The organism is Chelatococcus reniformis, from assembly GCF_014640075.1.
In the GTDB taxonomy this organism is placed as follows: domain Bacteria; phylum Pseudomonadota; class Alphaproteobacteria; order Rhizobiales; family Beijerinckiaceae; genus Camelimonas; species Camelimonas reniformis.
In genome coordinates this window covers 474,098-490,743 of the sequence record NZ_BMGG01000005.1, presented here as the reverse complement: position 1 = coordinate 490,743, position 16,646 = coordinate 474,098, and the positions used below count along the sequence as shown (strand labels likewise).

17 protein-coding genes and 1 pseudogene are annotated in these 16,646 nt (G+C 68.0%); 9 read left to right on the top strand and 9 right to left on the bottom strand.

The annotated features are described in order from the left end of the window. Positions 1 to 5 precede the first annotated feature (5 nt). A complete protein-coding gene (locus tag IEW34_RS16200) occupies positions 6 to 893 on the top strand; it encodes an RgsD C-terminal domain-containing protein (protein ID WP_188610231.1) in 888 nt (295 codons plus the stop codon). Positions 894 to 977: 84 nt separating this feature from the next. Here the strand turns inward: IEW34_RS16200 and thrS are convergent, their stop codons facing one another. Continuing rightward, positions 978 to 3,008: a threonine--tRNA ligase gene (gene thrS, locus IEW34_RS16195; protein WP_188610230.1), complete on the bottom strand. Its 2,031-nt coding sequence runs from the start codon at positions 3,006 to 3,008 to the stop codon at positions 978 to 980. Positions 3,009 to 3,049: 41 nt separating this feature from the next. Here thrS and IEW34_RS30580 point away from each other — a divergent pair, with 41 nt between their 5' ends. After that, positions 3,050 to 3,976, top strand: a complete 927-nt coding sequence (locus tag IEW34_RS30580) for an HD domain-containing protein (protein WP_373288257.1) — start codon at positions 3,050 to 3,052, stop codon at positions 3,974 to 3,976. On the opposite strand, the pseudogene yidD reads toward IEW34_RS30580, so the two are convergent. Then, positions 3,940 to 4,269, bottom strand: a pseudogene (gene yidD, locus IEW34_RS30575) (membrane protein insertion efficiency factor YidD); the annotation flags it as partial. The gene IEW34_RS30580 and the pseudogene yidD overlap by 37 nt on opposite strands. Before the next feature lie 150 nt (positions 4,270 to 4,419). On the opposite strand from yidD, the gene IEW34_RS16185 reads away from it, so the two are divergent. Next, positions 4,420 to 5,274, top strand: coding sequence for a MipA/OmpV family protein (locus IEW34_RS16185; RefSeq protein ID WP_188610228.1), 855 nt, complete (start codon positions 4,420 to 4,422; stop codon positions 5,272 to 5,274). A gap of 199 nt (positions 5,275 to 5,473) precedes the next feature. Here IEW34_RS16185 and IEW34_RS16180 read toward each other — a convergent pair whose 3' ends face one another. Further along, complete coding sequence (locus tag IEW34_RS16180) at positions 5,474 to 5,923, bottom strand: iron-sulfur cluster assembly scaffold protein (RefSeq protein WP_188610227.1); 450 nt, start codon at positions 5,921 to 5,923, stop codon at positions 5,474 to 5,476. Positions 5,924 to 6,163: 240 nt separating this feature from the next. Here IEW34_RS16180 and folE point away from each other — a divergent pair, with 240 nt between their 5' ends. The 3 genes from folE to IEW34_RS16165 all read left to right on the top strand — a co-directional run bounded on the left by folE (position 6,164) and on the right by IEW34_RS16165 (position 8,577). Further along, a complete protein-coding gene (gene folE / locus IEW34_RS16175) occupies positions 6,164 to 6,817 on the top strand; it encodes a GTP cyclohydrolase I FolE (protein WP_188610226.1) in 654 nt (217 codons plus the stop codon). A gap of 153 nt (positions 6,818 to 6,970) precedes the next feature. Further along, positions 6,971 to 7,393, top strand: coding sequence for a phosphoribosyl-AMP cyclohydrolase (gene hisI / locus IEW34_RS16170; protein ID WP_188610225.1), 423 nt, complete (start codon positions 6,971 to 6,973; stop codon positions 7,391 to 7,393). A 164-nt stretch (positions 7,394 to 7,557) separates the two neighbouring features. Beyond that, complete coding sequence (locus IEW34_RS16165) at positions 7,558 to 8,577, top strand: patatin-like phospholipase family protein (RefSeq protein ID WP_188610224.1); 1,020 nt, start codon at positions 7,558 to 7,560, stop codon at positions 8,575 to 8,577. A 51-nt stretch (positions 8,578 to 8,628) separates the two neighbouring features. On the opposite strand, the gene IEW34_RS16160 is transcribed toward IEW34_RS16165, so the two are convergent. Further along, complete coding sequence (locus IEW34_RS16160; protein ID WP_188610223.1) at positions 8,629 to 9,063, bottom strand: CBS domain-containing protein; 435 nt, start codon at positions 9,061 to 9,063, stop codon at positions 8,629 to 8,631. 325 nt (positions 9,064 to 9,388) lie between these two features. Then, on the bottom strand, positions 9,389 to 10,243 hold the full coding sequence (locus tag IEW34_RS16155) for a rhomboid family intramembrane serine protease (protein WP_244642015.1): 855 nt from the start codon (positions 10,241 to 10,243) through the stop codon (positions 9,389 to 9,391). A 285-nt stretch (positions 10,244 to 10,528) separates the two neighbouring features. On the opposite strand from IEW34_RS16155, the gene IEW34_RS16150 reads away from it, so the two are divergent. Beyond that, complete coding sequence (locus tag IEW34_RS16150) at positions 10,529 to 11,137, top strand: transglutaminase-like cysteine peptidase (protein WP_244642014.1); 609 nt, start codon at positions 10,529 to 10,531, stop codon at positions 11,135 to 11,137. Between the two features lie 155 nt (positions 11,138 to 11,292). Here IEW34_RS16150 and IEW34_RS16145 read toward each other — a convergent pair whose 3' ends face one another. Beyond that, positions 11,293 to 11,823, bottom strand: a complete 531-nt coding sequence (locus tag IEW34_RS16145; protein ID WP_188610221.1) for a gamma carbonic anhydrase family protein — start codon at positions 11,821 to 11,823, stop codon at positions 11,293 to 11,295. A 222-nt stretch (positions 11,824 to 12,045) separates the two neighbouring features. On the opposite strand from IEW34_RS16145, the gene IEW34_RS16140 reads away from it, so the two are divergent. After that, a complete protein-coding gene (locus tag IEW34_RS16140) occupies positions 12,046 to 12,204 on the top strand; it encodes a hypothetical protein (protein ID WP_188610220.1) in 159 nt (52 codons plus the stop codon). Positions 12,205 to 12,261: 57 nt separating this feature from the next. Here the strand turns inward: IEW34_RS16140 and IEW34_RS16135 are convergent, their stop codons facing one another. Together IEW34_RS16135 and cysE are read right to left on the bottom strand one after the other, a co-directional pair. Beyond that, positions 12,262 to 12,477 carry a DUF3126 family protein gene (locus IEW34_RS16135; protein ID WP_188610219.1) on the bottom strand — a complete coding sequence of 72 codons (216 nt, stop codon included), beginning with the start codon at positions 12,475 to 12,477 and terminating at the stop codon, positions 12,262 to 12,264. Between the two features lie 146 nt (positions 12,478 to 12,623). Continuing rightward, complete coding sequence (cysE, locus tag IEW34_RS16130; protein ID WP_373288255.1) at positions 12,624 to 13,586, bottom strand: serine O-acetyltransferase; 963 nt, start codon at positions 13,584 to 13,586, stop codon at positions 12,624 to 12,626. Here cysE and IEW34_RS16125 point away from each other — a divergent pair. After that, positions 13,585 to 14,388 carry an enoyl-CoA hydratase gene (locus tag IEW34_RS16125; RefSeq protein ID WP_188610218.1) on the top strand — a complete coding sequence of 268 codons (804 nt, stop codon included), beginning with the start codon at positions 13,585 to 13,587 and terminating at the stop codon, positions 14,386 to 14,388. The genes cysE and IEW34_RS16125 overlap by 2 nt on opposite strands. Before the next feature lie 47 nt (positions 14,389 to 14,435). On the opposite strand, the gene recJ is transcribed toward IEW34_RS16125, so the two are convergent. Then, positions 14,436 to 16,352, bottom strand: coding sequence for a single-stranded-DNA-specific exonuclease RecJ (gene recJ / locus IEW34_RS16120; protein ID WP_188610217.1), 1,917 nt, complete (start codon positions 16,350 to 16,352; stop codon positions 14,436 to 14,438). Between the last annotated feature and the right edge of the window lie 294 nt (positions 16,353 to 16,646).

Here is a 16,646-nt window from a genome sequence, read left to right as displayed (position 1 = left end):
GCTGCTTGACCGCGATCGACATTTTGCGAGCGACGCTCGTTGCCGTCGGCCTGGCCCTGGCCAGCGCCGCCGCGGCCCAGACCCAGCCAGCCGTGGCGCCGCCGGCTGTAGCAGCGCCAACGTCGCCGGCCCCGCCGCCGATGGGTAAGCTGCATCTGAGCGCAACGCTCGCAGGCGACGCGCGACCGCTGCGCTCGGGCGTGACCTGGCGCGTCTTCTCCCAGATCCCCGACCCGGGCGGCGAGGCGCCCACGCCGCTCGCGCGGTCCGACGATGCCGACCCGATCTTCGCGCTCAAGCAGGGCGCCTACGTCGTGCACGCCGCCTACGGCTACGCGAGCGCCATGAAGCACGTGACGATCGGCGGGGACACGAGCGAGCGGCTGACCATCAGTGCCGGTGCGTTGAAGATCTCGGGGGCCATAAACGAGATCGCGATCCCGCCGTCGAAGCTGGTGTTCTCCGTCTACGTGCCGGTCGGCCAGAATCCGGAAGGGCGCCTCGTGGTCGGCAACGCCCGGCCGGGCGAGATCGTGCGCTTGCCGGAGGGCACCTACCACGTCGTGTCCACCTACGGTGACTCGAACGCCATCATGCGCTCCGACCTCAAGGTGGAAGCGGGGCGGATCACCGAGGCGACGCTCAACCATCGGGCCGCGACGGTGACGTTGAAGCTGGTGCGCAAGGAGGGAGGCGAGGCCTTCGCCGGCACCGCCTTCAGCGTGCTGACGCCGGGCGGCGACGTGATCCGCGAAGCGATCGGCGCCTTCCCCTCCTTCGTCCTGGCCGAGGGCGACTACGTGGTCATCGCCCGTCATGAGGGGCAGGTCTACACCCGCGAGTTCAAGGTGCAGTCAGGCCTCGACCGCGACATCGACGTGATCGCCAAGTAGCGCTTGGTTGTATGGATGGTCGGCCCGAGCCTGGCCCGACCATCCATGGCGCATCCATCGCAGGGCCGCGGTGAACGGCCCGCTTCAACCCGCCGTGCCGGCCACCACATGGTGCCCGTCGATCTCCACGTGGCTGCTGTCGAGGCCGCCGCCTTCGTCCTCCGCCGCCTCGCCGCGAGCACGCTTGAGGTCCGGCGGCTCCGCTTCGTCCCGCAGCAGCGCGATCGCCTCGGACAACGCCATCGAGCGCTGCTCGGTCGATCCCAGCCGGCGGATCGACACGGTGCCCTCCGCCGCCTCCTTCTTGCCCACCACCAGCAGCACCGGCACCTTGGCAAGCGAGTGCTCGCGCACCTTGTAGGTGATCTTCTCGTTGCGCAGGTCGAGCTCGGCTCGCAGCCCCGCCCGCGCTGCCGCCTTGGCGACCGCCCGCGCGTACTCGTCACCATCCTGGGTGATGGTGGCGACTACGATCTGGAGCGGCGCCAGCCACAGCGGGAAATGGCCGGCAAAATGCTCGGTCAGAATGCCGATGAAGCGCTCCATGGAGCCGCAGATGGCCCGGTGCACCATCACGGGAGTCCGCTTCTGGCCACTGGCGTCGATGTAGAAGGCACCGAAACGCTCGGGCAGGTTGAAATCGACCTGGGTGGTGCCGCACTGCCAGTCGCGGCCGATGGCATCACGCAGCACATACTCGAACTTGGGTCCATAGAAGGCCCCCTCGCCCGGATTGATCGCCGTCCTGATGCGCCCCTGCGACTGCGCTTCGATCTGCTCCAGCACCCGGCCCATCACCTCCTCGGCATGGTCCCACATCTCGTCGCTGCCGACGCGCTTGTCCGGCCGGGTCGAGAGTTTCACGACGATACGGTCGAAGCCGAAGTCTGCGTAGGTGGAGAGGATCAGCTCGTTGATCTTCAGGCACTCGTCCGCCAGTTGCTCCTCGGTGCAGAAGACGTGGGCATCGTCCTGTGTGAAGGCGCGCACGCGCATCAGCCCGTGCAGCGCGCCGGAGGGCTCGTAGCGTGACACGGATCCGAATTCCGCCATTCGCAGGGGCAGGTCGCGATAGGACTTCAAGCCATGCTTGAAGATCTGCACGTGACCAGGGCAGTTCATGGGCTTGATGGCGAAGACGCGCTCGTCCTCGGTCTGGGTGACGAACATGTTCTCCCGGTACCAGTCCCAGTGCCCGGAGGTCTCCCACAACGCCTTGTCGAGGATCTGCGGCGCGTTCACCTCGTCGTAGTCGGCGGCGAGCCGGCGGCGCATGTAGGAGGTGAGCTCCCGGAACAGCGTCCAGCCCTTCGCATGCCAGAAGACCACGCCCGGCCCCTCTTCCTGGAAGTGGAACAGGTTCATCTCGCGCCCGAGCCGACGGTGGTCGCGGCGCTCCGCCTCCTCGAGCTGCTTCAGGTAGGCGTCGAGGTCCTCCTGGGTGGCGAAGGCGGTGCCGTAGATGCGCGTCAGCATCGGGTTGTTGCTGTCGCCGCGCCAATAGGCACCCGCCACCTTGAGCAGACGGAAGGCCTGGCCGACCTTACCGGTCGAGGTCATGTGCGGGCCGCGGCAGAGGTCGAGCCACTCGCCCTGCCGGTAGATCTTGACGTCCTCGCCGGCCGGGATCGCGTCGATCAGCTCGACCTTGTACATCTCGCCCTTGTCGCGGAAGAAGGACTGCGTCTTGTCGCGGCTCCAGATCTCCTTGGTGAACGGAGCGTCGCGGGCAATGATCTCCCGCATCCTCTTCTCGATGGCGGGGAAGTCGTCCGGCGTGAACGGCTGGTTGCGGGCGAAGTCGTAATAGAAGCCGTTCTCGATCACCGGGCCGATCGTCACCTGCGTGCCGGGCCAGAGCGACTGAACCGCCTCCGCGAGCACGTGCGCCGCATCGTGGCGGATCAGGATCAGGGCGCGCGGATCTTCGCGCGAAACGAACTCGATGCGGGCGTCGCGCAGGATCGGATCGGCGAGATCTGCAAGCACGCCGTCGAGCGCCATGGCCACGGTGCGCTTGGCGAGCGAGGGCGAGATGCCTTTGGCAATCTCGAGCCCGGAGACACCGTCAGGAAACTGGCGCGCGGCGCCGTCGGGAAACGTCAGGGTCAGCATGGTCTGTCTCCGGCTCACTCCTGCACACGCAGCAGGTAAGCATGCGGGGTTATCGTGTCACGTGCCTGCACATCCCCGCCCAGCGGGGTGGTGACAGCGCAGCGGCTGCGCTTAACGGACGGCAGGACCGATGGCAATTCTCATCAATGACTGAGAAGCGTTTCGGGCTCGCCTGTGCAGGGGAACCTGCGGCCGTTGCGCGCGTCGGACCTATGCCGCCGCAAAGCGGCGCCAATGAGGAGGATGCCATGCGCGATCCAGAGCACCCGTCCCAGTGCAGCGGCCCGCCGATCAGTGACGCGGATTGGAGCGGGCCGGCGCTCGCCGCACAGGTTCTGCACGCGGCCACCTTCGCCGCCAGCCGCCACGCGGGTCAGGCCGGCAAGGGTCGGCCGCCGCGCCCGTACATCAACCATCTGCTCGAGGTTGCGGAACTGGTCGCGACGGCGGGCGGCGGCGACGATCCGGCTCTGCTCTCGGCGGCCCTGCTGCACGATGTCATCGAGAAGGCTGGCGTGACCGCAGCGGCGCTGCGCGCCGCCTTCGGCGACGACGTGACCCGCCTGGTGGAAGAGCTGACCGACGATCCTCGGCTGTCGGACGATGAGCAGAAGCAGGCACAGATCGACCATGCCCCGACGCTCACCCGTCGCGCCAAGCTGATCAAGCTGGCGGACAAGACCAGCAACCTGCGGGCCCAGGCGACGGAGCCCCCCGCGCATTGGCCGCCCGCGCGGCGGGCCGCACACCTCGTCTGGGCGCGGGCCGTGGCACGCGGCTGCCGCGGTGTTTCGCCCGCCCTCGATCAGGCGTTCGATGCCGCAGCCGCAGCGTTTGAGGTTGGTGCGGGCTGGCCCGGCCCCGCCGGGGGCACGGCGTCGCCGGATCCCTCGGCGGCAGCCGATGCTTCGCCCGGCGCCGCCTTGCGCTCCGGCGCGATCGGGTTCGTGCCGCGCCAGCAGCCATAGGACCACGGCCGCCGCCAGTCGGCCCCGGCCGGAGGGTTCGCCGGCACGAAGTCCAGGCCGCTCGACCCCCAGGGGTGGCAGCGGCAAATCCGGGCCACTCCCATCCAGCCGCCAGCCCACAGCCCATGCCGCGCGATCGCCTCGTCGGCGTAGGACGAGCAGGACGGCAAATGGCGGCACTGGCGGCCGAGAAACGCCGACAAGGTCAGCTGGTAGCCGCGAATCAGGCCGCGAGCACCCCTCGCTGCCAAGGTGCCCCGCGGCTGGCCTACAGCCCGAAAGGACGAGCCCATGTTCCACACCTCGCTATGGAGCGATTCTGCCACAGTCGGCCGCGCTTTGTCGCGCGACCGCCCGTGCCATCGCCTAAAGGGTTGAGTTATTAACCCCTTGTGGCGTATCCAATGCTGACAACGCTGCATTCGAAACGCACGAAAGATCCCGTGTCCCACCAACGCACGCTCGTCGCTCTTCTCGTTTCGGCCGCTATACCGGCGATCGCCGCGGCATCTCCCGCCGCAGCCGCCGACGCGACCGACCGCTCCGCCATCGTGTTCGATTCCACTCCCGTGGGCGCCGACGAGTGGATCGTGACGCTCAAGGGCACGATCGCCGTTGGACCGAGTTGGACCGGGTCGGACCGCTACAGCGTCTTCGGCTATCCCTCCCTCAGCTACCGGCGCCCGGGCGAGGTCAGGCGCTTCACCTCGCCGGACGACAGCGCCAGCCTGGCCCTCTTCGATACCTCCTGGCTCAGGGCCGGCGTTGTCGCGGGCTACGAGGGCGGCCGCTACTCCGGCTCGCAGCGCAAGCTGTTCGGCATTCACGATGCCGGCTGGTCCGTGCAGCCCGGTTTCTTCGTCGACATCTGGCCGACGCAATTCCTGCGGGCGCGCTTCGAAGGCCGCTATGCGGTCGGGAACGTGCATGGGCTGGTCGGCACGGTCGGGCTCGATTTCGTGCTGCCCTACGAGCGCTTCACCTTCGCCATCGGTCCGCGCCTGGACTGGGGCGGCAAGAGCTACATGCAGGACACCTTCGGCGTCCGGCCCCAGGACGCGGCCCTCAACAGCTTCGTGACGCCATACAAGGCCTCCGGCGGCGTCACCTCCCTGGGCGTCGTCGGCTCCGCCTCCTACACTTGGTCGGACGCGTGGACGACGACGGTCTTCGGCGGCTACAGCCGTCTCGTGTCGTCCGCCGCCGATAGCCCCATCGTGCGCAATATCGGCTCGCGTGACCAGTTCACAGCCGGCTTCAGCGCTGCCTATTCCTTCAACATGAAGGCGCTCTGGTAAGACCCCTAGGACGGGGCCAGTCGGAGCTGCGGGCACGGCGGATGCGCCTGCCCGAGTGGCAAAAGCGCTCTCGCGTCAAAACGATTCTGCGCATTTGCGTGCCGTTGGATGACCTCATCCGGTGGCCAAATGCTCTATCTCTTTGATTTGTCGCGTTTTCTTCACGCGGGGCCAACGTCCGCTTCGCTCAAAAAGCGCACTAGCCCGCCGCCAAGGCGCCCTGAGCCGCCTCGATCTGCTCGACCGCGTCGACGACGGCGTCGAACGTCAGCATGGTGGAGGCGTGACGCGCCTTATAGTCGCGGATGGGCTCCAGCACGGCGAAGTCGGCCCACGCCCCGCTGGGCGGCGGCCCGTTCTCCTTCAGCATTGCCAGCACGGTCTTGCGCAGCGCGCGCAGTTCATCGCCGTTTGTGCCGATCACGTGGCGCGCCATGAGCGAGCTCGATGCCTGCCCCAGCGCGCAGGCCTTCACCTCGTGCGCGAAATCGCTGACGCGCCCGTGTTCCATGGCAATGTCGACCGTCACCTTAGAGCCGCACAGCTTGGAATGCTTTGCCGCAGTGGCCTGGGCCGCCGCGAGCCGTCCGATGCGCGGGATGTTCGCCGCGAGTTCGAGGATGCGCTTGTTGTAGACGTCATTCAGCATGGGCGACCCGTTGCGGCACCGTCGGCGACAACCCGACGTGCGCCGTCATATCTGCTAAGACCTGCATCAATCTGCGCCGGGCTTGGGACGAGCGGCGCCGGCTCATATATAGGTCGGGCATGAGGCTCTCGAAAGTTTCCTCACTGGAGCCGGCGGGTGGTGCAAGCCGCCGGGTGCGTGCCCGTCGCTTGCTTGCCCCCAGGATGAAGATACACGATGATCGACGGCGGGAGGCCCCACATGGATGCTGTGGTTAAGTCCTTGTCCGCGCGATTGGCTCCGGCCAACGCCGACAAGAAGAGCGCGACGAAGTCCCTGATCACCAAGCCCTCGCGCGAGGAGGCGGAAGCGGCTGTGCGCACCCTCATCGAGTGGTGCGGCGACGACCCCGGGCGTGAAGGCCTGCTCGACACGCCACGACGGGTGGTCAAGGCGTTCGAGGAGCTCTACCGCGGCTACGGCGAGGCGCCCGAGGAGCAGCTCGAACGGGTGTTCGAAGAGGTCAGCGGCTACAGCGACATCGTGCTGGTCCGCAACATCGAATTCTATTCGCACTGTGAGCACCACATGGTGCCGTTCGTCGGCAAGGCGCACATCGCCTACTACCCGGACGGCGGCGTCGTCGGGCTGTCGAAGCTGGCGCGCGTGGTCGACAGCTACGCCCGCCGCCTGCAGACCCAGGAGGCCCTGACGGCCCAGGTGCTGGAGACGATCGTCAACGGGCTGAAGCCGCGCGGCGCCGCCGTGATGATCGAGGCCGAGCACATGTGCATGTCCATGCGCGGCGTGCGCAAGCACGGTGCGTCGACGATCACGACGCAGTTCAGCGGCGTGTTCAAGTCCGATCCGAGCGAACAGGCCCGCTTCATGACCCTGGTTCGCGACTATCGATGAGCCGCGGTCCGCAGCGGTCATCGTCCGGCCCGTCGCCGTGGAGGCCGTGCTCTCCGGCGGCGAACGCGCGTCACACCACGCCGAAGCCGAGCGTTGCGATCAGGGCCAATTCGTGACGTCCGATCGGGCATGCACCAGCCGCAAGGCCCTACGATGAACGGGAATGTCGACGTTTTCGCGCCGCCTGGCGGCCACCGCGAGGTCGAGGAGGGCGCCCGCCTGACGCCGGCGTTCGATGCCAACGGATTGGTCACCTGCGTGGTGACGGATGCTGCCGGGGGCGCGGTGCTCATGGTGGCGCACATGAATGCCGAGGCGTTGGCTAAGACGGTCGAGACCGGGGAAGGCTGGTTCTGGTCGCGCTCCCGCGGCACGCTCTGGCACAAGGGCGACACCTCCGGCCAAGTGCTGAGCGTTGTCGAGATGCGCATCGACTGCGACCAGGATGCGGTCTGGCTCCGCGTACGCGTGGGCGGTGACGGCGGCTGCTGCCACACGGGACGTCGCTCGTGCTTCTATCGCGCCGTGCCGGTCGGCGCGGCCGCCCGCGACGTCGAACTGACCTTCACGGAATAGATCAAGCTCGCGGCAACGGGCCCGGGGCCACGGCAGGCAGTTGCAGTGCAAGGCCAAGCCCTCGTAAGGTCATGTTTGTGCGGCACACCATGCATTCGTCACGAGCGACGTGCATACGTGGTCGGATCTGACGTGCCGCAGCGGCGATTCGGATGTGAGCCCCCATGTTCGACGGACTCAGTTTCAGGAGCTTCGGGTTCGGCGCTTTCGGCGACGCCGAGCCGCCTGCCGAGCCCGTAGCCGTGCGCAAGCGGCCGTTGCTCGGCTTGGCGCTCGGGGGCGGTGCAGCGCGCGGCTGGGCGCACTTGGGCGCATTGCGCGTGTTGGCGGCCGAAGGTTACGTGCCCGACGTCATCGTCGGCACCTCCATCGGTGCGGTCGTGGCCGGCTGCTATGCCACCGGAACGCTCGATACCCTGGAGGACTTCGCACGCCATCTGAACAAGCGTCGGATGGTCGGGCTGATGGATTTCCACATCGGCGGGTCCGGCCTGATCAGCGGCGACCGGTTGCGCGTGCTTCTCGACAAGCACCTCGGCCGCACGCGCATCGAGCAACTGCCGATCCGCTTCGCCGCGGTGGCGACCGAGCTCGGCACCGGCCACGAGGTCTGGTTGACCCGCGGGCCGGTGGCCGACGCGGTCCGGGCCTCCTATGCCTTGCCGGGCATCTTCAACCCGGTGAAGCTCGGCGGCCGCTGGCTGATGGATGGTGCCCTGGTCAACCCCATCCCGATCACAGTGGCCCGGGCGCTCGGCGCCGAGTTCGTCATCTGCATCAATCTCTCCGGCGACCTGCGCTCGATGCGTGGCACAACCATCCCGTCCCATGGCCCCGATGAGGAGGAACTGGCGGCTCTGGCCTCCGACAGTTCGGACGGGCGCCGCCTTCTCGGCGCATTCGAGGCCGCCCGCCGCATCGGCCGCTTCGGCCGTCGGCCGGACGGGGCACCCGGTATCGGCACGGTGATGATGGACGCCTTCAACATCACCCAGGACCGGATCGCCCGCTCGCGCCTGGCCGGCGATCCGCCCGACGTGATGATCTCGCCCAAGCTCAGCCGCATCGGCTTGTTCGACTTCCATCGCGCAGTCGAAGGCATCGAACTGGGCGCGGAAGCCGCTCACCGCGCTTTGCCGGAGCTCAAGGAGCAGCTCCAGGATGCTGCCGCGGCGCTGGCCTGACGCCGCGGACAAGGGGGGACAGCCCGCCCGCCCCAGGGCGGGCGGCATCGCTCACGCCGTTGCGATGTATTCGCGCAGGGCCTGATGCTCCGTTTCGATCTCGGCCAGGCGATGCTTGACCACGTCGCCGATCGATACGATGCCCGCCAGGCGGCCGTTCTCGACCACCGGCAGATGCCGGAACTTGCCGGTCGTCATCGTCTCCATCAAAAAGTGGATCTCCGACGCCATGGTGCAGGTCACCACATCTCTGGTCATATGGGCTGAGATGCGATCGCCGAGCGCCTCTGGGCCGGCGCGGCCCACGGACCGCACGATGTCGCGCTCCGACAGGATGCCGGCAATGGAGCCGTCCGGCTCGACGACGACGACAGATCCGATGTGGCGCTCGTTGAGGAGTCTGGCAGCTTCCTGAAGGGTGAAATCCGGGCCAGTCGTGGTCACATCTCTGCCCTTCTGAGCCAGGATGCGGGCAACGGTGGTCATGGCAATGTCTCCCTGGTAACCCGGACACGCCTGCTCCGGGACGCGGGACGATCGCCTGGGGACGGATCTCGATCCCCGCGCTCGCCTAAATTTGGCGACCTGCGACAATAAGGCAAGCGCCGAGCCTGCCCCCACGGCGGGACCTCCTGCTCTCGGCCCCTGTTTCCTCAGTCTAATATATTGAAATCATTTACGAATATTGATCTGGGCGCCGCCCCCCGGCCGATAACTTGAAGCGCCTCTGGCGCCGATCGGCAAAGTCGACGGCGTGAGCCCGCCCTTGCGGCCAAAACGGCCCGACGGGCGCGGCGGACAGGGCGCGGTCTCACCGATCTGGCGTTTCCATCCCCTCAGACAGCGGTCCCGGCGCCTCGATGCGGGGGGCCGGGTCGAACAGCGGAAACAGCAGCAGCCCGGCCACAAAGCCGCCGATGTGCGCCTGCCACGCGATCGCCGAATCAGTGATGCCGAGGGGCCCCGCGGCGAGCCCGAACAGCAGATTGATGCCGAACCAGGAGAGCATGAACAGCAGGGCGCGCCGGTCCTTCAAGAGCACCAGCAGCGGCTGCGCCCGCGCTTGGTGGATGCGCTCGCGCTCGGCTCCGAAGAGCATGACGCCGCGCTGGAAGATGAAGCGGGCAGCGGCGGCCATGCAGCCGGAGATGGCGCCCGATGCACCGACCATCGGCGTCACATCCATGCCGTGGCCGATCGCATGGGCAAGTGCGCCCGCGACCGCGCTCACGGCGAAGAACGCCAGGAAGCGCGCTGTGCCGAACCGGCGCGCGACCGGGCTGCCAAACGCCAGCAGCCAGGCCGAGTTCAGCAGCACATGCGTCCAAGACGCGTGCAGCAACGCGTAGGTCAGTAGCGTCCAAGGCTTCAGACCGCCGTCGGCATAGATGAGCTGACCGAGGGCGATGCGCATCTCCGCGGCCTCGCGCGGCAGCCCCTGGACCGACTGCGCCAGCGCCGTGGCGAACTGCTGAGGCGTCAAGCCGAGGTCCAGGCGGGCCGGCACGAACGAGAATTCGAAGATCAGCCGGAAGTCCAGCTCCTCGGACAGGAGTGAGCGGGCGAGTTGGATGCCAACGAAGATGGCGATCAGCGCCGCCACGACCCCAGGCACATTGAAGACAGGCTCGCGCCGGCGCGGCGCCTGGACGATCGGGACGCTCATGGCAGGCACCTTGGCCAAACTGGCGGCCGACGCAAGCGCGTTGCGACGAATGAGCGCTGGAGAAACGGCCGATCGCGCGCCCGCGCGCCGTCACTGCCCGAAAATGGACCCGACCGCCTTGGGTCCATACGCAGCCTTGGCCGAATGTTGCATCGAAATCGCATTTACCATTCATTCATATTTGCCCAGCGGGGAGGCTTGTGCGTCGCAGGCCGCCGTGAAATCGTTACCAAAGCGTTAAATCGCCGGCTGGGGTGTCGGGTGCATCATTGTTTCAGGTCGATCGTGGTCGCGGCTGCCATCCTGGTGACGGGAGTGGCGTCGGCGCAGGATTTGCGGACCGCGGCCCTTCCCGCCGACCCCGCCGAGGCCTTCGCGTCCGTCGCCGGCAAGACCACCGCGCCCATGGGATGGGTCGGCTTTTGCAAGGAGAACCCGGCCGACTGCGACGTGACCGCGCTCGAGGCGCGGGAAGTCAGGCTGACGCCGGCGGTCTGGCGCCTGCTCGTGGCCGTCAACACCAAGGTCAACCGCAGCATTACGCCGGAGACCGACGAAGACCATTGGGGCATCGCCGAGCGCTGGAACTATCCGGACGACGGCCGCGGCGATTGCGAAGACTTCGCCCTGGTGAAGCGACGCGCGTTGATGGAGGCCGGCTTGCCCCGCCAGGCGCTGCTGATGACGGTGGTGCGCGACAACATGGGTGAGGGTCACGCCGTGTTGACTGTCGTCACGAACCGCGGCGAGCTGATCCTTGACAACAAACGGTCGCGCATCCTCTCCTGGGACAAGACCGGTTTCGCCTTCATCAAGCGGCAATCCGCCGAGAGCCCGAACACCTGGGTATCACTCGGCGAACCGATGCCGGCCACCGCGACCGCGGCGCACTGACCGCAGCTCGGGCTGCGGAGCCAAGGGCCGGACGCGCCCCTGCCCGACGCGTCTGCGGCGCGCCGGTGATGCAGGCCTCGCTATCTCCTGGACGGTTGCGAGGGCGAACTCCAGGCTCAGGCGCGCGGGGAGCACGCCACGCACAACGGGAACGATCAGCCGACCGGCCGCAAGCCCGCGACGAAGCGCTTCCAGTTGCTGACGTAGTGCGCGGAGGATGCGCGCGTACGCGCGACCTCCTCATCCGACAGGGTCCGAACGACTCGTGCTGGCGAGCCGAGGATCAGGGAATTGTCGGGAAACGTCTTGCCTTCTGCGATCAGCGAATTGGCGCCCACGATCGAACCAGCGCCGATGCGCGCGCGATTGAGCACCGTCGCCCCCATGCCGATCAGTGAGCCGGGGCCGATGGTGCAGCCGTGCAAGATCGCTGTATGACCGATGGTGCAGTCCTCGCCGATGGTGATCGGCGCGCCTGGATCGGTATGGAGCATGGCGAGATCCTGGATGTTGGATCTGGAGCCGATGTCGATCAGATCGTTGTCGCCGCGGATGACAGCCCCGAACCACACGCTCGCCTCGTGCCCGAGCCTGACGTTGCCCATCATGTGCGCCCCGGGCGCAATCCAGAAGAGCCCATCCTGCGGCAGTTGCGGCGAGTGATTGTCGAGTGCGTAAACGGTCATCTGGTCCTCCCGGCTGGCCGCAAACTGGCCGACGCCGGGCGATTTCGTCAAGCTGCGAGCAAGCTTAACCCGACGTTAACGACGTCGGGCCGCATACTTCCGGATGCGGCCCGCTGACGGAATCACCTTATGCGGCCGCGAAGGACGCTGGAGCGTATGGCGCGCACGGCAACCGTTGCGCGACACGCTCCAGGCAGCAGCCGTTCGCTCCAGGAGGTGAACATGTCCCGCGCCCAACCGGCCGCCTATGGTCGTGATAGATTCGAGCACGAACCGCTTCGCCCGAACGACACCCGCGACAGTCCCGCGTCGAGCTTCCTGCTGATGCTGTTCTTCTCGTCGGCGCTCTTCGCCCTTGGGCTGACGGTCACGCTCTCCTGAGCCGCCGTGCAGCTATCGCCGCTGCCCTGCCGACCCGCGCGGCAGGGTGAGCGATCGTCAGGCGTCCTCCAGATCGGTATCCAGGATCGCCATCTGGAAGCTGTAGGAATTATCGCCGTCCTCGTCATCGACGAACAGGACGCCGATGAATTCCTCGCCCACATAGACTTCGGCGGAGTCCGATTTGCGGGGCCGCCCGACGACCCTGATCGAATGATTGGCGAACGTGCGGCGCAGATGCCGTTCGATCTTCGCGAGTTCACTTTTGTCCAATTGCGGTCTCCTCGGATCAAGCCGATTCGAAATCGTGAGCGCGATCGCAGGCCCGCCGATCGGGCATGCGGCAGATCATCCGCAGCTGCAACGCGCATGAGCCCGGCTTGCCACGAATGGCGCCGGCCGCGCAAGGCCGCCGCACGTCAGATGGTGAAGTCGGTCGCCCAGTCGGCGAGGATCTGATCCATGCTGCGCGAAGGCTCGGCACAGCCGGCCGGGCCGACGACCTTGGCAGGCACGCCCGCAACAGTGACGTTGCGTGGCACCGGGTGCAGCACCACCGAGCCGGCCGCGATACGGGCGCACTGGCCTACCTCGATATTGCCCAACACCTTGGCTCCGGCGCCCAGCAAGACGCCCTGGCGGATCTTCGGATGGCGATCACCGCGTTCCTTGCCGGTACCGCCCAGGGTCACCCCCTGCAGGATCGAGACGTTGTCCTCAACGACTGCGGTCTGCCCGACGACGAGACCGGTCGCATGGTCGAGGAAGATGCCCTTGCCGATGCGGGCGGCCGGATTGATGTCGGTCTGGAAGACCTCCGAGGCGCGGCTCTGCAAATGCATGGCGAAATCCTTCCGACCCTTGTCCCACAGCCAGTGGGCCAAACGGTGGGTCTGGATGGCATGGAAGCCCTTGTAATAGAGCAGCGGCTCGAGGAATCGCACGGTCGCCGGATCGCGGTCCACGACCGCGGCCAGATCGGCACGGAAGGCTTCTGCGATCGTCGGATCGGAATCGAGCGCCTTGCGGAAGGCTCGGACGATCGCATCGCGACCGACGAGCTCGTTGGCGAGCCGCGCGGCCACCCGATGGGCAATGGCCAGTTCGAGGCTGTCGTGATCGAGCACCGTCGAGCGGATCAGCGGCGTGAGATCGGGCTCGCGCCCGACCGCGGCCTCGGCCTCGCTGCGAATGTGGCCCCAGACCGGATCGATGGTCGCGAGCTCGGCCCCGAGCAGACCGTTCTCACGCACAAACGCAAGTGCCATGGTATGCCTCCTGCCTACCCGGTGTGAACGCGGGATGGCGCGTTGCCGCGAACCTGCTAGCACAGCTATGCAGCGCCCGAGAAAAAAACACCCTGCCCCGGCGGATCCGACCATGAAAACATTTCAGATCTCGACGCCGAAGTTGGTAGCCCATGCTGCCGACGGCATCGGCGTGCTGGCCATCAACAATATCGATAAGCGCAACGCCCTCGATCTGTCCATGTGGCAGGACATTCCAACGGTGATCGGCGCCATGTCTGCCGACCCCGAGGTGCGCGTGCTGATCATCCGCGGCTCCGGCGACAGCCCGTTCGCCTCGGGCGCCGACATCAGCGAGTTCCAGACAGTCCGGGCCAGTGCCGCCGGCGGCCGCGCCTACGAGGAGGCCAACGAGGCGGCCTTCGCCGCCATCGCCAATTGCCCGATGCCGGTGATCGCCATGATCCGGCGCTTCTGCATGGGCGGGGGCGTCGGCATCGCCGCCGCCTGCGACCTGCGCGTCGCCTCCGACGACACGCTGTTCGCGGTCCCTGCCGGCCGCCTCGGCGTCGGCTATCCGCCGCGCGCCATGCGCATGGTCGTCGCCTCGTTCGGCGCGGCAGCCGCCAAGGATCTGTTCTTCACCGCGCGGCGGATGGATGCCGCCGAGGCCAAGGCGCTCGGCGTGCTGCACCGGCTGTTCCCCGCCGAGGCCCTGGAGGCGGAGACCATGGACCTCGCCCGGACCATTGCCGCCAATGCGCCGCTGGCGCTGCGCTCGGCCAAGGCGTCGATTGCCGCCGCGGCGGGCCTGCCGGGCGCACCCTCGGAGCACGCGTTAGTGGCGCTCGCGGACGCCTGTTTCGACAGTGCCGACTATGCCGAGGGCCGCGCCGCCTTCCTCGCCAAGCGCCCACCGATCTTCCACGGACGCTGATGCGCCGGCCGTCCGAACCGCTGTCTTTGAAGGCTGTGGACACAACCCTACGTATCGGCGGTGGCCAGATCCTGTAGACGCAGATCGACACGCTCGCGGCCGCCCCAACGGTCGACCGTGAGGCTTCCCGCGGCGTGCACCAGCCGACCAACGTGCGCCTTCAGCGCCAGGCCGAGCGGCTGGCCGGCCGTCCGGAACGCTACGCCACCGATCACGCTGCCGTCGCCGCTCTTGAGCTTGAAGCGCACATGCGCCGCACCGACATCCGCTGCCTCAACCAAGCGATGGCGGGCAAAGGCGAAGGTCGGCTCCGGGTTGCCGGAGCCGAACGGTCCCGCCTGATCCAGGAGGCTCACCAACTCGGCCTGGGCCCCGCCCGCCGTTAGCACGGCGTCGACGGCGAGCTCGGCGGCAACGCCTGCGCCCGCGCTTCCGGCCAGGCTGCCGCCGATGAAGGCCGCAAAATCGCCAGCGGCTCCTGGCGCAATCGTCACCCCGGCCGCCATGGCGTGGCCACCGCCCTTGACGGCCGCCCCCGCCTCGACGGCGTGACGCACGGCGCGGCCCAAGTCGACGCCGGCGACCGAGCGTCCAGAGCCGGTACCGCCGCCGTCCGGGTTCAGGGCAAAGGCGAAGGCCGGGCGCTGGAACCGCTCCTTCATCCTTGCCGCGACGAGGCCGACGATACCTGGATGCCAGGTGGAAGAGGCAGCGACCAGCACGCAGCGTCCCGGGTCGCGCTCGAGCATGGCGTCTGCCTGCGCCAACGCCTCCTCCACCGCGACCTGCTCGATGGCCTGGCGCTCCCGGTTGAGGGCGTCGAGGCTGGCTGCCAGCGCGCCCGCCTCGCCCGCGTCCGCCGTCAGCAGCAGGCGGGCGCCGAGCGCCGCATCGCCGATGCGCCCGCCGGCATTGATGCGCGGGCCGATCAGGAAGCCGAGATGCCAGGGCAAGGGCGGGCCCTTGAGGTTGGCGACATCGAGCAACGCCGTCAGCCCCGGCCGGCGCCGCTGGCGCATGACCTGCAGACCCTGCCGCACCAGGGCGCGATTGAGCCCCTCGAGCCGCACCACGTCGGCGACCGTCGCCAAGGCCACAAGGTCGAGATCGGCCAGCAGATCCGGTTCGGCGCCGCGCGATTGCCAGAAGCCACGCCGGCGCAGCTCCCGGTTGAGCGCGATGAGCGTCAGGAAGACGACGCCCGCAGCAGCCAGATGCCCGAGGCCCGACAGATCGTCCTGCCGGTTCGGGTTGACCAGCGCCGCAGCGCGCGGCAGCGCCTCGGGCGCCTGGTGGTGATCGAGCACGATGGTGTCGAAGCCGACTGCGTGCGCCACGGCCAATGGCTCGTGGCTGGTGGTGCCGCAATCGACGGTGACGAGCAGGCTGGCGCCCGAGGCCCTGAGCGCACGGATCGCCTCCCCGTTGGGCCCGTAGCCCTCGGTGATGCGGTCCGGAATGTGGACGGCATGGGGCGTGCCGCAGCGGTTGAGATAGCCGGCGAGCAACGCAGCCGAGCAGGCGCCGTCGACGTCATAGTCGCCGAAGATCGCCACGTGCTCGCCCGCGACCACCGCGTCAGCGAGGCGCGTCGCCGCGGCCCCCATGTCCCGCAGCACGGCGGGATCGGGCAGCAGATCGCGCAGCTTCGGCTCCAGGAAGACCGGCAGATCGGCGGCCACGACGCCACGCCCGGCCAGGACACGCGCCAGGAGGTCCGACGTCCCGTGGGCCTGGGTGATGGCGAGGGCGTGGGCATCGGCGCGGGCATCGCAGCGGCTGCGCCAGGTGCGCCCGAGGACCGAATGCGCCACCCCGAGCAGTGCGGATGGGGATGTGCCCCGGCTCGGCGCGCCGGGGCCGCCATCATGTGGCGCGGCGCTGTCGGGCACCCCCTCGCCGCCAGCGCCCCCTGACCGCCACCGCCCAGGGTCACGCTCGAACTCGACGACCGATTCGCTCATTGCTCCGTTATACAGCATGCCGCCCAGGGTCACCCGGCCGCAGCGGCGAAAGCCCCGTGCGTCGGCCCGAGGCGCCCCAATGCGTCGAAGCAGGCCGTCGATCAGAAGTTGATCTTCATGCGTGCCTTGATCCTCTGGTCCTGCTCCTGGCGAGCGGGGTGGCCCGTGCGGGAGGCCTCAAGCAAATTCATTGCGTACCGCGTTCTTGCAGCGCGGGCACGAATAGGCATGCCGACGCCGCCGCGGCCTCGTCCGATCACGCGCACCGATATCAAACGCGGAAGCCTGGGAGCT